Annotated in this window: 10 protein-coding genes; all 10 read right to left on the bottom strand. The window is 69.5% G+C overall.

Annotated features, from left to right (window positions below; translation table 11 throughout):
* Positions 1–57 precede the first annotated feature (57 nt).
* Complete coding sequence (locus tag OHS59_RS41820) at positions 58–1,737, bottom strand: methyltransferase (RefSeq protein WP_328498551.1); 1,680 nt, start codon at positions 1,735–1,737, stop codon at positions 58–60.
* Between the two features lie 120 nt (positions 1,738–1,857).
* Positions 1,858–3,021: a 4-hydroxybenzoate 3-monooxygenase gene (locus OHS59_RS41815; RefSeq protein WP_328499568.1), complete on the bottom strand. Its 1,164-nt coding sequence runs from the start codon at positions 3,019–3,021 to the stop codon at positions 1,858–1,860.
* A 196-nt stretch (positions 3,022–3,217) separates the two neighbouring features.
* On the bottom strand, positions 3,218–5,608 hold the full coding sequence (locus OHS59_RS41810) for an excinuclease ABC subunit UvrA (protein WP_328498550.1): 2,391 nt from the start codon (positions 5,606–5,608) through the stop codon (positions 3,218–3,220).
* 188 nt (positions 5,609–5,796) lie between these two features.
* Positions 5,797–6,210: a VOC family protein gene (locus OHS59_RS41805; protein ID WP_328498549.1), complete on the bottom strand. Its 414-nt coding sequence runs from the start codon at positions 6,208–6,210 to the stop codon at positions 5,797–5,799.
* Positions 6,211–6,310: 100 nt separating this feature from the next.
* Positions 6,311–6,859: a TetR/AcrR family transcriptional regulator gene (locus OHS59_RS41800; protein ID WP_328498548.1), complete on the bottom strand. Its 549-nt coding sequence runs from the start codon at positions 6,857–6,859 to the stop codon at positions 6,311–6,313.
* An 11-nt stretch (positions 6,860–6,870) separates the two neighbouring features.
* Positions 6,871–7,452, bottom strand: coding sequence for a sugar O-acetyltransferase (locus OHS59_RS41795; RefSeq protein WP_328498547.1), 582 nt, complete (start codon positions 7,450–7,452; stop codon positions 6,871–6,873).
* Positions 7,453–7,594: 142 nt separating this feature from the next.
* Entirely contained in the window at positions 7,595–8,839 is a 1,245-nt protein-coding gene (locus tag OHS59_RS41790) for an MFS transporter (protein WP_328498546.1), read from the bottom strand.
* 261 nt (positions 8,840–9,100) lie between these two features.
* Positions 9,101–9,685 (bottom strand): TerD family protein, encoded by a 585-nt coding sequence (locus OHS59_RS41785; RefSeq protein WP_328498545.1) that lies wholly within the window; start codon positions 9,683–9,685, stop codon positions 9,101–9,103.
* A 144-nt stretch (positions 9,686–9,829) separates the two neighbouring features.
* Complete coding sequence (locus OHS59_RS41780) at positions 9,830–12,043, bottom strand: DUF262 domain-containing protein (RefSeq protein ID WP_328498544.1); 2,214 nt, start codon at positions 12,041–12,043, stop codon at positions 9,830–9,832.
* Between the two features lie 211 nt (positions 12,044–12,254).
* On the bottom strand, positions 12,255–13,094 hold the full coding sequence (locus tag OHS59_RS41775) for a GntR family transcriptional regulator (protein WP_328498543.1): 840 nt from the start codon (positions 13,092–13,094) through the stop codon (positions 12,255–12,257).
* Positions 13,095–13,277: the final 183 nt, after the last annotated feature.

The following is a 13,277-nucleotide window of genomic DNA, read 5'->3' as shown; positions in this document are numbered from 1 at the left end:
CCGTCACCGGGCGAGGGGCCGCGAGGGACGACCGGTGACCGTATGGCCGAAGCGTTCTCAGCGGGATCGGGTGCGGACATGCAGCACGCTGCCGTCCAGGGGCAGCGGTGCCAGACCCACCAGGGTGAGGCCCGCGTCGGCGAACAGCCGGGCGTAGTGGTCGGCGCGCCGTTCCCGGCCGCCGACGTTGCACATCATGTGCAGGTCCCAGGCCGTGGCCAGGGAGGCGGAGCCGTCGGCGGGCAGGACGCGTTCGACGACGAGCAGATCGGCGGTGTCGGACATCGCGCGGGCGATGTGGCGCAGGATCTCGCGGCAGCGGTCGTCGTCCCAGTCGTGCAGGACGCGGGACAGTACGTAGACGTCGCCGCCCGCGGGTACGTCCGCGAAGTCACCCGCCCGGAAGGCGCACCGCTCCGTATGGCCGGCCGCGTCGAGGAGGCGGCGGGCGGTCTCGACGGTGCGCGGACGCTCCAGCAGGATGCCGTGCAGGCGGGGATGCGCGGACAGGATCCGGCCGAGCAACTCCCCGTCGCCACCCGCGATGTCGACCACCGTGGCCCCTTCGGCCGCCGCCGCGAGGACCGGGTGGGTGGGCAGCGGATCGAACATCCGTGAACCGGCGGCCATCGACCGGTCGAAGAGCTCGGCGAGTTCGGGATCGCGGGCGAAGTGGTCGAAGTGGTTCTCGCCGAAGCACCGCTCGAAGGCGACCTCTCCGGTGCGCACGGTGTGTCCGAGCCCGGCGAAGGACTCGTAGAACGGCCCTCCGTACATCAGCGCCAGCGCCCGCATCGACCCCTCGGCGTCCGCGCGCAGCAGCCGGCCGGTGTCCGTGAGCCGGAATCCGTCGCGGCCCTCGTTCACCACGCCGAGCATGGTGAGGTAGCGCAGCAGGGTGGCGAGGTTCGGAGCCAGCACACCGGTGTCCCGCGCCAGTTCGGCCAGGCCGATGCCCCGCTCCTCGTCCATCGCGTCGGCCACCTCCAGCTGGGCGAAGGCGGCCAGGGCCTGTGTCGTCCATGCCCCGGTCAGCAGGCGCAGCAGGGTCTCGGCGGGCTGCCGTGCACGGTGCTCGTCGAGGTGGGCGGCGAGGATGTCGCGGTGGTCGCCGGGGACGTACAGCTCCACGCGCCGGTACCCGGCCTTGGCTTCGGCGGGCGCGGTGAAGTAGAACACCGTGCCGTTCTCGTGCGGGTTGTAGCCGCCGCCGTCGGGGGTGGCGCCGTACCGTCCGAAGGCCGCACACAGGCCGCGCAGCACCAAGGGGTCAGGTGTCTCGACCTCGAAGGCGATGTGTGTCTCGTGCTGCCGTTCCCGCTCGTAGGCGGCGACGGTGCCGAGGTCCGACCCCGGTGGCACGGTCAGCGCGAACACCTCGACCATGCGCCGCGTCCCGTCCGGGCGTTCCACAGCGGGGCGCAGGATGCCGACGTCGAGCTCCGCCGCACCCCGCTTGTGCCGTACGGCGAGGCGTTCGCGCACGACGACGCTCGGCTGTGGCGGCGTGCCCGGGACGAGCCCGCAGTCGGCGAGCATGGCGGCCAGCGCCGCCTCGTCGGACGGGAAGACGAGCAGCGCCGCGTGTGAGAAGTCGCAGCACTCCACCAGGGCCCGCAGCTCCGGGCCGTCGAGCCCGGGAAACAGGAGGGGGAGCAGTGTGGCGGTGTCCTGTTCCTTGACGAAGTCGACCGTCGCGCGCAGACGGGACGTGTCGCCCGACAATGCCGTGATCATGTGCGGGGGGATCCTCATTCCGGGGTTCGGATGTACACATACGGAGGCAGGCGTACAGATGTGGGCGTATAGATGTGGGCGTACGGATGCAGGCGGGTGCGGGGCTCGGGGCGTGACGGGCTATACGCCGACGTAGTGCTCGGCGAACCAGTCCTGCTGGCTGCGCGAGGTGCGCAGCGAGGTGAGGCGGGAGCGGCGCAGGGAGTTGTGGAACAGCGACTCGCCGTCCGTGCCGGAGGGGCCGTGCAGCAGCCCGATCATCCAGTGTGAGAACTCCTGGGCACGCCAGATGTGTGTCAGACAGCGTGCGGAGTAGGCGTCGAGGCCCGCCGGGTTCCCCAGGGTGAGGTCATCGGTCAGGGCGTCGGCCAGCAGTGCCGCTTCGAGAACCGCCAGATTGGCGCCCTTCGCGGCGGACGGGCTGATCAGACCGGCGGCGTCGCCCACGAGGAACAGCGCGCCGTGGCGCAGCGGTTCGAGCACGTCGGACTCCAGGTCGACGACGGAGCGCTGCACGACGCGCCCGCGGCGCAGCGGGCCGTACTCCCGCGACCGCATCCGCAGTTCCAGCTCGTCCCAGATCCGCTCCTCGGACCAGGCGTCGGCCGGGGTGCCGCGCCCGGTCTGCAGGTAGTAGCGGGTGACCTCGCTGGTGCGGGCCATGTGTCCGGCGAACCCGCGCTCGTGGACCGCGTATCCGACGGCGTCCAGGCTGGGGGGTGCCTCGGCGAGCAGGCCGAGCCAGGTCACGCCGTGGTCGCGGTGGTGGCGGACCGTACCGGCGGGAAGTGAACGCCGGGCGGCGCCGTGCCGCCCGTCGCAGCCGGCCACGTACCGCGCCCGCCACAGGCCGGGCCGTCCGTCGGCGTCTCGCACGGCCACCTCGGGACGCCCGGTGTCGGCGTGGCGCACGGCTACGGCCTCGGTGCCGAAACGAAGCTGCCCGCCGCGTGCCAGGAACCTCGTCAACAGGCCTTTCACCAGCTCTTGTTGGGGGTAGACGGTGTGCTGTTCCCCCTGCCCGAGCCCGCTGTAGTCCAGCCGGAACCGGCCGTCCTCGGTCCGGAACTCGCAGGTGCTGTGGATCTTTCCGTGTCGGCTCAGCCCCTCGGCGAGACCGTGCCGTTCCAGGATCCGCACGGTGTTGGCCGCCAGGAATCCGGCACGGGCCCGTCTCTGCACATGGGCGCGTTCGGACCGTTCCAGGACGACGCAGTCGATCCCCCGGTCCACCAGGATGTTGCCGAGCACGAGCCCGGCCGGTCCGGCCCCGAGGACGACCACGTCGGTCGTGTGGTCAGCCGGTCCTGGGCGCCTCTTCCCGTCTGTCACGGAACCAGATACTAGGGAGCCCAAAACCGGTCGGCAGACCTGATTCACCCGAATGCGCGACTCGAACAACAAAGTGATCACCATGGCGGCGACAGGCCCTTGAACCTGTCGCCGCGGGGCTACTGGCGTTCGATGGACAGACGCCGGGTCAGGCGCCGACGTAGGCCGCGAGGTGTTCGCCGGTGAGGGTGGAGCGGGCGGCGACCAGGTCCGCGGGGGTGCCTTCGAAAACGATCAGGCCGCCGTCGTGGCCGGCGCCGGGACCGAGGTCGATGATCCAGTCGGCGTGTGCCATGACGGCCTGGTGGTGCTCGACGACGATGACCGACTTGCCGGAGTCCACGAGCCGGTCGAGCAGGCCGAGCAGCTGCTCGACGTCGGCGAGGTGCAGGCCGGTGGTCGGCTCGTCGAGGACGTACACGCCGCCCTTGTCGGCCATGTGGGTGGCCAGCTTGAGCCGCTGGCGCTCACCGCCGGAGAGCGTGGTGAGCGGCTGGCCGAGGCTGAGGTAGCCGAGGCCGACGTCGGCGAGCCGGACGAGGATGCGGTGCGCGGCCGGTGTGCTCGCCTCGCCCTCGCCGAAGAACTCCACGGCCTCGGTCACCGACATCGCGAGCACCTCGCTGATGTCACGGCCGCCGAGGTGGTACTCCAGGACCGCCGCCTGGAACCGCTTGCCCTCGCACTCCTCGCAGGGGGTGGCGACACCGGCCATCATCGCCAGGTCGGTGTAGATGACGCCCACGCCGTTGCAGGTGGGGCAGGCACCCTCGGAGTTGGCGCTGAACAGTGCCGGCTTCACGCCGTTGGCCTTGGCGAACGCCTTGCGGATCGGGTCCAGGAGCCCGGTGTAGGTCGCCGGGTTGCTCCGCCTGGAGCCGCGGATCGCGCCCTGGTCGATCGACACCACGCCCTCGTCGTCGTGGATCGATCCGTGCACGAGCGAGCTCTTTCCGGAGCCGGCGACACCGGTGACGACGGTGAGCACCCCGAGGGGGATGTCGACGTCGACGCCCCGCAGGTTGTGCGACGTCGCGCCGCGGATCTCCAGCGAGCCGGTGGGCTTGCGTGCCGTCTTCTTGAGGGTGGCCCGGTCGTCGAGGTGGCGGCCGGTGACGGTGTCACTGGCGCGCAGCCCTTCGACGGTGCCCTCGAAGCAGACGGTGCCGCCCGCCGTGCCCGCTCCGGGGCCGAGGTCGACCACGTGGTCGGCGATCGCGATGGTCTGGGGCTTGTGCTCCACGACGAGCACCGTGTTGCCCTTGTCCCGCAGCCGCAGCAGCAGGTCGTTCATCCGCTGGATGTCATGGGGGTGCAGGCCGATGGTCGGCTCGTCGAAGACATAGGTGATGTCGGTGAGCGAGGAGCCGAGGTGGCGGATCATCTTGACGCGCTGCGCCTCGCCGCCGGACAGGGTGCCCGCCGGCCTGTCGAGCGAGAGATAGCCGAGACCGATCTCCACGAACGAGTCGAGGGCCTGCTGCAGCGCGGCGAGCAGCGGCGCCACGGACGGCTCGTCGAGGCCGCGGACCCACTCGGTCAGGTCGCGGATCTCCATCGCGCAGGCGTCGGCGATGCTGAGCTTGCCGATCTTCGACGAGCGGGCCCCTTCGCTGAGCCGGGTGCCCTCGCACTCGGGGCAGGTGGCGAAGGCGACCGCGCGCTCCACGAACGCCCGGATGTGCGGCTGCATCGACTCCTTGTCCTTGGACAGGAACGACTTCTGGATCTTGGGGATCAGTCCTTCGTACGTGAGGTTGACGCCGTTGACCTTGACCTTGAACGGCTCCCCGTAGAGGAAGTCCTGAAGCTGCTTCTTGGTGTACTCGTGGATCGGCTTGTCCGGGTCGACAAGGCCGGACTGGGCGTAGACCTGCACGGTCCACTGGCTGTCCGACTTCCAGCCGGGGATGGTGAACGCGCCCTCGGAGAGGGACTTGGAGTCGTCGTAGAGCTGGGTGAGGTCGATGTCGGAGACCGAGCCCCGGCCCTCGCAGCGCGTACACATGCCGCCGGTACGGTTGAAGGTGGCCTTCACCGTCTTCTTGGCGCCGCGTTCGACGGTGATCGCGCCGCTGGCCCGGACCGAGGCGGTGTTGAAGGAGTACGCGCTGGGCGGGCCGATGTGCGGCGTCCCGAGGCGGCTGAAGAGGATGCGCAGCATCGCGTTGGCGTCGGTGGCCGTGCCCACGGTGGAGCGGGGGTCGGAGCCCATCCGCTGCTGGTCGACGGTGATCACGGTGGTCAGCCCGTCGAGGACGTCGACCTCGGGGCGGGCGAGCGTCGGCATGAAGCCCTGCACGAAGGCGCTGTAGGTCTCGTTGATCATCCGCTGCGACTCGGCGGCGATCGTGTTGAACACGAGCGAGCTCTTGCCCGATCCGGAGACACCGGTGAACACGGTCAGGCGGCGTTTGGGGATCTCGATGCTGACGTCTTTGAGATTGTTCTCCCGCGCGCCGTGCACGCGGATCAGGTCGTGGCTGTCGGCGGCGTGCGGCGCGGGCGACTGCGGGTCCGTGTTCGGGGCCATGCTCATCGTGTCTCCATCTGTTGCTGGTGCATGGGGCCGCCCTCGCGGTCCCCGCAGGTGTCGCCCGGTTCGGTCCGACCGGTCCGGTTCAATCGGTTCGGTTCAACCGGTTCGGTCCGGCCAGTCCGGTTCGACCGGTTCGGTCCGACCGGCTTCGAGCAGTGCGCGTGGATGTGCTGCGGTCGCCGGACCGCTCAGCGTCGTTCCTGGATGCGGATCATGTTGCCCGCGGGATCGAGGAAGGCGCAGTCCCGCACGCCGTACGCCTGCTCGGCCGGCTCCTGGACCACCTCGCCGCTCCCCGCCGCCCGGACTCGCTCGAAGGTGGCGTCGAGGTCGGGGGTGGCCAGGAGGATGCCCGCGTACGTGCCCTTCGCCATCATCTCGGCGACGGCGCGGCGCTCGTCGTCGGAAACGCCGGGGTCGGTGACCGGCGGTTCCAGGACGATGCACGTGCCGGGCCGGCCGGCGGGCCCGACCGTGATCCAGCGCATGCCGCCGTGGCCGACGTCGTCACGGACCTCGAAGCCGAGGGCGTCCCGGTAGAAGGCCAGGGAGGCGTCCGGATCGTTGTGCGGGAGGAAGCTCGCGTGAATGGTGACGTCCATGGCAGTCACGCTAGATGGGGCACGGGGGTCGGCGCTTCTCGATTCCTGATCGATCCGGCCTCCCACCCCCCCCCGGTCTGTGAGGCCTCTCGCCGCGGCCCTACGTGCCCTTCGTGGTGATGCGAGTGATCGCCTCAAGGGTCAGGGCACGGTCGTGGGGTTCGTTGTCCAGAGCGCGGTGGAGGGTCAACCCCTCGATGAGGGCGTCGAGTTGACGTGCCGTGTCCGGGTCGAAGTGCTTCTCCAGGTGGACGCGGCTGCGGCCCATCCACTCGTGGGTGAGTTCCCGGTAGACGGGCCGACGAGCGGCGAGGATGTACAGCTCCTGGGTGAGTACGAGGTCGCGCTGGCTCCCCTCCGACAGGACGTGGACCAGATCCGTCACCGCCTCGCGGGCCTGGTCACGGTCGGCCGGAGCCGCGAGGTGGGCGTCGAAGACGGCGACGATGTGGTCGGCGAAGCGGGTGAACGCCTCCCGGAGCAGCTCGTCCATGCCGCTGAAGTGGTACGTCATCGAACCCAGAGGGACACCGGCGCGCCTGGCGACCTTCCGGTGCGAGACGTTGGCGATCCCCTCCTCGGCGATGAGATCGAGGGTCGCGGCGATGATGCGTTCGCGGCGCTGCGGGTCGGTGTGTCCGGTGGCCATGGCGGGAGCCTTCAGAGGGTACGGACCGGGCGGGCGGGGTTGCCGACGGCGACGACATTCGCGGGCACGTCCTTCGTCACCACCGCGCCCGCGCCGATGACGGAGTTGTCGCCGATACTGACACCGGGCAGCACGATGGCGCCTCCCCCGAGCCACACGTTGTTGCCGATGGTGATCGGCTGGGCGGCTTCCAGCTTGTCGCGCCGGGGCTCCGGCTCCAAGGGGTGGGTGGGGGTGAGCAGTTGGACGTTCGGGCCGATCTGGCAGTCCTCGCCGATGGTGATCGCGGCGACGTCCAGCGCGGTCAGGTTGTAGTTGACGAAGGTCCGCGCGCCGATCGTGATGTTGCTGCCGTAGTCGACGTACAGCGGCGGCCGTACGTGTACGTCCGGGCCCAGCGCCCCGAGCAGTTCGGCGAGGATCGGCCGGGCCGCCTCGGTGTCCTCGATGTAGGCGGCCTGGTAGCGGGCGGCCAGGCGCATGGCTCGCTCGTACCGGCGGACGATCTCCGGGTCGTCGGCGATGTAGTGGTCACCCGCCGTCATGCGTTCGAGGTTCGTGCGGGGATCCTGGGCGAAGTAGTCCGTCGACATGCGTACGATCGTACACTCGACGTCGGACCGCGGTCCGTGAAACGCACGCGCCGCGAAGGCCGGACCTACCGGCGCCGGACCTGTCCACGCCGGATCTGCCTGCGCCGGATTCACCTGCACCGGGTATACCCGCGCCCGGTTTTTACCTGCGCCCGGGCTTCAGCACTCCGGCGAGCAGGAGCACGAGCAGTCCGGCGAAGGGCACCACCAGCAGGCCCACCCGCAGACTGGCCGCGTCCGCCACCAGTCCGACGACCGGCGGGGACAGCAGGAAGCCCAGGCGCATGAGCCAGGAGACGATGGCCAGCCCCGAACCGGGCTTGAGGCCGGGCAGCTCGTCGGCTTCGTGCATCGCGGCGGGGACCAGCGTCGCCACACCGAACCCGGCCGCGGCGAACCCGAGAATAGTGCCGGGCACCGTGGGCACGGCCAACGCCAGGCCCATGCCGGCCACGACGATGAGGCCGCCGGCCCGGGCCACCGTGCGCTGGCCGAACCGGTCGACGAGCCGGTCGCCGATGATGCGGCCGACGAACTGGGCTCCGACCAGGGCGATGTAGCCGGAGGCGGCCAGCTCCACCGACGCGGACAGCGAGTCGGAGAGGTAGAGAGCGGCCCAGGAACTGCCCGCGTCCTCGACTAGCGTGCCCGCCGTGGCGATGAGCACGAGCGCGGCCAGCACGTACGCGGTACGCCGGCCCACCGCCGGACGCTTCCCCTGCCGTCCCGTGCGACCGTCGAGGCCGGACTCGGCCGCCGACTCCGCAGCCGACCCGGTTTCCGCTCCGGGCTCGGTGTCGGTCTCGGGGCCCGGCAGGCAGAACCGCAACGCGACGCACGCGGCCACCGCGAACACCACCGCCGAGATCGTCAGGTGCTGCCCGCGCGAGAGACCGAGTGCGATCGCCGCGGCGGCCATGGATCCGCCGACGACGGCGCCGATGGACCAGATCGCGTGGAAGGAGTTGATGATGGAACGCCCGTAGCGTCGCTGCACACGCAGGCCGTGGGCGTTCTGCGCGACATCGGTGATCGCGTCCATCGCTCCGGCCAGGAACAACGCCGCCGCGAACAGCACCACCGAGTCGGCCAGGCCCGCGACGAGGATCCCCGCGCCGGTCAGCAGGGTTCCGGCCACCGCCGCCCGCCCCGAGCCCATCCGCCGGACGACCACTCCCGCGGCGAGACCGGCCGCGATGGCCCCCGCCGGAAACGCGGCGACGGCCAGGCCGTATGCGGCGTTACCCATGCCGAGATCCGCCTTGATCTGCGGATACCTCGGCAGCAGGTTGGCGAACAGGGCTCCATTGGTGAAGAACAGCACGGCGACGGCTACGCGAGCCTGCCGTTCGGCCGCCGCGGGTCGGCGCAGTACGTCAACAGTCATACGCGAGACCTTATAGCCAGAGCGTACGAACGTACACTCCTGGCTGTCGGCACCTTCGGAAGCCGTGGTCCGGATGGCCCGGACGGCTCGGGGTGCTGCCGGAGACCACGGACGGGCAAGTCGTTGGACTCCGTCGAACCAGGACCGGTGCGGCAGGCCCCGGTGCTCGGGGTCGGGCCCAGGACATAGGGCGGGGCGGAACCGGTATGCGCACCGGTCCCGCCCCGCCCTATGTCCCCCTGTGCGACCCGCCTGTGTTACCTACTTGCTGGCGGCGAAGCGCATCAGGGCCTGCTCGTCGCCCTGCTTGATCTTTCCGGTCTCGTTGATGACCTGCAGCTTCCAGGCCCCGCCGACGCGGATCGCCTTGGCGACGGCGCAGCCGTTGTCGTTGCTGAGGAGGCTCGGCCAGATGTCCGCGACCTGCTGTGTACTGCCCCCGCTCGCGTCGTACACCTTGAAGCTGATGTTCCGCGCCTTCTGGAAGGAGCTGCTCTTCTTGTACGCGGCGGCGACGAAGACGATCGAGGTGATGTTCGTCGGGACACGGGCGAACTCGACGGTCACCGTCTCGTCGTCACCGGCTCCCTTGCCGGTCTGGTTGTCGCCGGTGTGCACCAACGAACCGTTGCCCAGCGGGTCCAGAGAGTCCAGACCGGCCAGACGCACCGGGTCCGAACCCTGCATCGCGATGGCGATCAGGTCGAGGTCCGTGCCCGTCTTCTGACGCAGCTTGCCGATCAGTCCGCCGCTGCTGCCGACGGTGGGGTCCCAGGACACCCCGATCGACAGATGAGTCACTCCGTCGAGATCCGCCGGGCCGTCTTCCTTCGTAAGCGTGATCATGCCTGTTCCCTCGTGATCGTGAGAATGCCTGTATGCAGTGTGCCTCCCCCTTGTCACACCACATAGTCCGGGACCCACACGAATCACCAGATCCCTGTCCCCCTCGGGGCACAGGCACCCCAAGCACACCGGATACGGGCGGCCCTACAGGAGGCCGGCCGCCACCGCGCGGTCCCGCAGGGTGCGCAGGGAGATGCGCACGCCCTCAGCGTCCTCGACCCGCCACTCGTTCATGCCCTGACAAGTCTTGGTGCCGCGCGCCACGGCACCGGCCTCGTCCACTCGGCCGTAGGGCGTTCCGCCGGTCGCTTTGAGCACGATGCCCCCGTCCTCGTCGATGGTCGCCCAATGATCGACGGACCGATAGGTGAGCACGATCGCCGTACCTGGTTCGAGGACTTGAGCGTCTAGCATCTTCGCCACGTCGGTGCGACGGCGTCGCGTCCCCGTCGCACGCCGAACGGAATCCGGGCGGCGCCGCGCGACAGATGCCTCCGGGACCTGCGGTTCGGGTTGCTCGGGCAGGGGAAATCCGAGCCCTTCGGGGTTCCAGATGAGCGAGAACAGTCGGAGGTACAGCTCCTGACGGGTCCGGACGACGGACGTCATCGGCTCCCGGGGCCCGAACGACCTTAGGAGCTTGTCCAGTTGATGCGTCTTGATGAATTCCCGCAGCAGCGGATTCCGGCGGTCGTATCCAGGAGAGATGATTCCGAGCAGGATGCTGCTGCGCGCGTACAACGGGGCTTTCTCCTGCAGCGGCATGTCGTTGATGCTTGGGTTCTCCCTGCCCATCAGCAGGCCGAGTCCGCCGAGCTGGTTCCGGTGGCTCCGGAAGACGACAGGGTCGGGGATCTCCTTCTCGACGCGGCTGTGGTGGTTGGCCCACAGATGCTCGATGTGGAACCGCGTTCGGTCCAGATAGTCGAGCACGTCGTGGGGCCGCTGACAGGCCTCCTCGACGTACGCGGTGGCCCTGGCCAGCAGGTACCTCGTCTGATGCGCGTTGTTCCCGCGTAGTCCGAAGGTGGCGGCCTCGGGGACGGAGACGCCGTCGCGCAGAGCGAACCCGCTCAGCGTGGAGGCGACGTCGGCCGAAGTGCGGCACTCCCGCAGCGCCGGTACGAGCGTGTCATGGACGAGGTCGGTGAGGTCGGCCGACTGCACCGACAGGTCCTGGAGCACGCGCAGGGCGTACCAGCGGTCGATGTAGTTGGCCACCAGCCGACCTTTGTCCTTGGCCTCGGACGGCGTGTCTTCGGGGCCGATGGCGGCGAGGACGGCCACCGCCTGTTCGCCGAGTCCGTTGCGCTCGTTGAACAGGACGGTCTCCAACCGGTCGCCGTCCTTCTTGAGTTCGCGGCTCGCCGCGAGGAAGGGCCGGTAGAGCCGTGCCGTCTCCAAAAGATCCTGCACGAAGCGGAGGAAGTGCTCCGGGTGTTCCGAGACGAGTCCCAGATGCGTGGCGTTCTGGCGGACCCACATGTTGAGGTTGGAATTGATCTGCCGACGGTCCTCGTCGCGGCCGGGGCGTGCGTGACGGGCCAGGAGAGCGGCCTTGATGAAGCGTCCCGCCGCTCCTGGGTCCTCGCGGTCCGTGGTCAGCTCTCTGAGCATCTCCTGCCACTGGGTGTTGAGCCGGTCCTCGTTCGATCCGACGTGGGAGAGCAGATGGCTCTTGAGCAGATCGACGGCGGTGAGGCGGGCACCCCGGTCGTTCATCGTCTCGAACATCCGGTAGCCGTGGTCCTGGTTCGCGGCCCGGATGCCGACCAGTGCCACCCGGTCCAGCAGCCACTCGGTGAACAGGTGGAGCTTGTCCCCGTCGATCTCTTCGGCGAGTTGGGCCTCTATCTGCTGGCTGCGCGCCCACAGATTGCGGCGCGAGAGCGAGTCGCCCAGGTCCGCCTCGAAGGTGTGGCCGTCACTGATCGCGCGGAGTACCGGCTCGTGATCGCTGATGGCCACCGAGAAACGCCGGCCGTCGGTGGTGATCGCCCGGTTCAGACGGTCGACCGCACGGTCGTGCCGCAGCTCCCGAGCCCTGGCTCGTATCTGCAGGAACATCAGGTGCAGTGTGACGAACCTCTGCTGGCCGTCGACCAGGCAACGCCGGCCGCGGGACTGCTCGTAGTAGACGAACGGGCCGAGGAAGTACTGAGGGGCGTTCGCGGGACGGCGGAGAATCGCCGGGTTGTTGGACCAGCTCCGGAATGTGTCGCACAAGTCCCTGAGCAGGGTTCTTACCTCGTCCTCGCCCCAGGTGTAGTCGCGCTGGTAGTAGTCGATCTCGTAGGAGACATCGCGGAACAGCTCCTTGAGGCTGAATCCCTGCGACCTGATCTCCTCCGCGCCCATGTCGCCGCTCCCCCCAGCCGGAACAACCACTCCGCAGGCAACCTTGCCATCCATCCATGCTGCCAAGCACGTCCTGAGCCGTACAGACGGTCACCGAGCTTCTTCTTAGGCCACCGGGCCCGTTGTCGCCGGATGATGGGGCATGAATGACCGTTCAGCTTGTTGCCGGGTGCTGGGGGCGCGGACGCCCGTTCAGCGTGAGGGCTGGTGCTCACGACCCCGCCTGGATGTCCCCCCGCGTGGACGACGCGATCGTCTCGCGGTGGGCGAAGTCGCCCGGGGGGATGCCGGGGTGGTGGCCGAGTCCGGTCGGGGGTTCCGTGGCCGAGGGGTCGAGGGTGAGGCGGGAGACGATGCGGTAGCGGTCGCCGCGGTAGATCGAGTGGACGTACTCGACGGGGCGGCCCGTGGTGTCCGAGGTGAGCCGTTCGAAGAGCAGCGCCGGGGACAGTTCGGGAACGTCGAGCAGTTCGGCCTCGGCGCGGGTGACGACGGTCGGCTCGATCGCCTGTACGGCCTCCTGGACGTGTACGCCGTGCTGCTTTCGCAGGTGCTCGTAGAGGTCACCCGCCTCCAGTTCCTCGGCGGACAGCGTGGGGACCAGGTCGGCCCTGATGTGCAGGTGCTCGATGGCCATCGGGGCGCCGTCGACCAGGCGCAGCCGTGCCACGTACACGATCTCGGCGGCGGGTGACATCCGCAGTTTGCGGCCCACGCGTGCGCCGGCCGGGAAGGTGGTGAACTCCAGCAGGCGGCTCGACCAGGCCCCGGCGGCCTGGGGTGCCGTCATGCTCTGCCGGCCGGAGACGAGTTCCTGGGTGATCTTCTCGGGGGCCACGAACATGCCTCGGCCGTGTTCCCGTACGAGGAGTCCCGCGGCCACGAGTTCGTCGACCGCCGCGCGCAGGGTCGGGCGGGACACCTCCAGGCGGGCGCACAGGGAGCGCTCGGAGGGGATCGCGTCACCCGGGCTGCGCGACTCGACGAGGTCGAGGATGAAGTCGCGGACCCGCTCCCGCTTCAGTACCGCACCCGGTGCGTCTTCCTTCATGCCGCTCCCCCTCATGTTGTGCCCCTCATGCACGACGCCCCCTTACCAGTTGACCAGTTGTCGCACGCGGCGTCCCTCCTGGTCGGGCGAAGTGTAACCGCTGTCTAACCGCCGGCGCCCGTGTCCTGGCCCGTGAGGTCCCCAACAACCCGCTCAGCGCGAGGGGTTGACGGCGTCGATTGG

Source organism: Streptomyces sp. NBC_00414 (assembly GCF_036038375.1).
GTDB lineage: Bacteria > Actinomycetota > Actinomycetes > Streptomycetales > Streptomycetaceae > Streptomyces.
This window is presented reverse-complemented; position numbering and strand designations above follow the sequence as displayed.

Bases quoted from the DNA above. Each gene is read 5' to 3' on its own strand.
- OHS59_RS41780 (WP_328498544.1), bottom strand. From the start codon at position 12,043: ATGGGCGCGGAGGAGATCAGGTCGCAGGGATTCAGCCTCAAGGAGCTG.
- OHS59_RS41805 (WP_328498549.1), bottom strand. From the start codon at position 6,210: ATGGACGTCACCATTCACGCGAGCTTCCTCCCGCACAACGATCCGGAC.
- OHS59_RS41775 (WP_328498543.1), bottom strand. From the start codon at position 13,094: ATGAAGGAAGACGCACCGGGTGCGGTACTGAAGCGGGAGCGGGTCCGC.
- OHS59_RS41820 (WP_328498551.1), bottom strand. From the start codon at position 1,737: ATGATCACGGCATTGTCGGGCGACACGTCCCGTCTGCGCGCGACGGTC.
- OHS59_RS41790 (WP_328498546.1), bottom strand. From the start codon at position 8,839: ATGACTGTTGACGTACTGCGCCGACCCGCGGCGGCCGAACGGCAGGCT.
- OHS59_RS41795 (WP_328498547.1), bottom strand. From the start codon at position 7,452: ATGTCGACGGACTACTTCGCCCAGGATCCCCGCACGAACCTCGAACGC.
- OHS59_RS41800 (WP_328498548.1), bottom strand. From the start codon at position 6,859: ATGGCCACCGGACACACCGACCCGCAGCGCCGCGAACGCATCATCGCC.
- OHS59_RS41810 (WP_328498550.1), bottom strand. From the start codon at position 5,608: ATGAGCATGGCCCCGAACACGGACCCGCAGTCGCCCGCGCCGCACGCC.
- OHS59_RS41785 (WP_328498545.1), bottom strand. From the start codon at position 9,685: ATGATCACGCTTACGAAGGAAGACGGCCCGGCGGATCTCGACGGAGTG.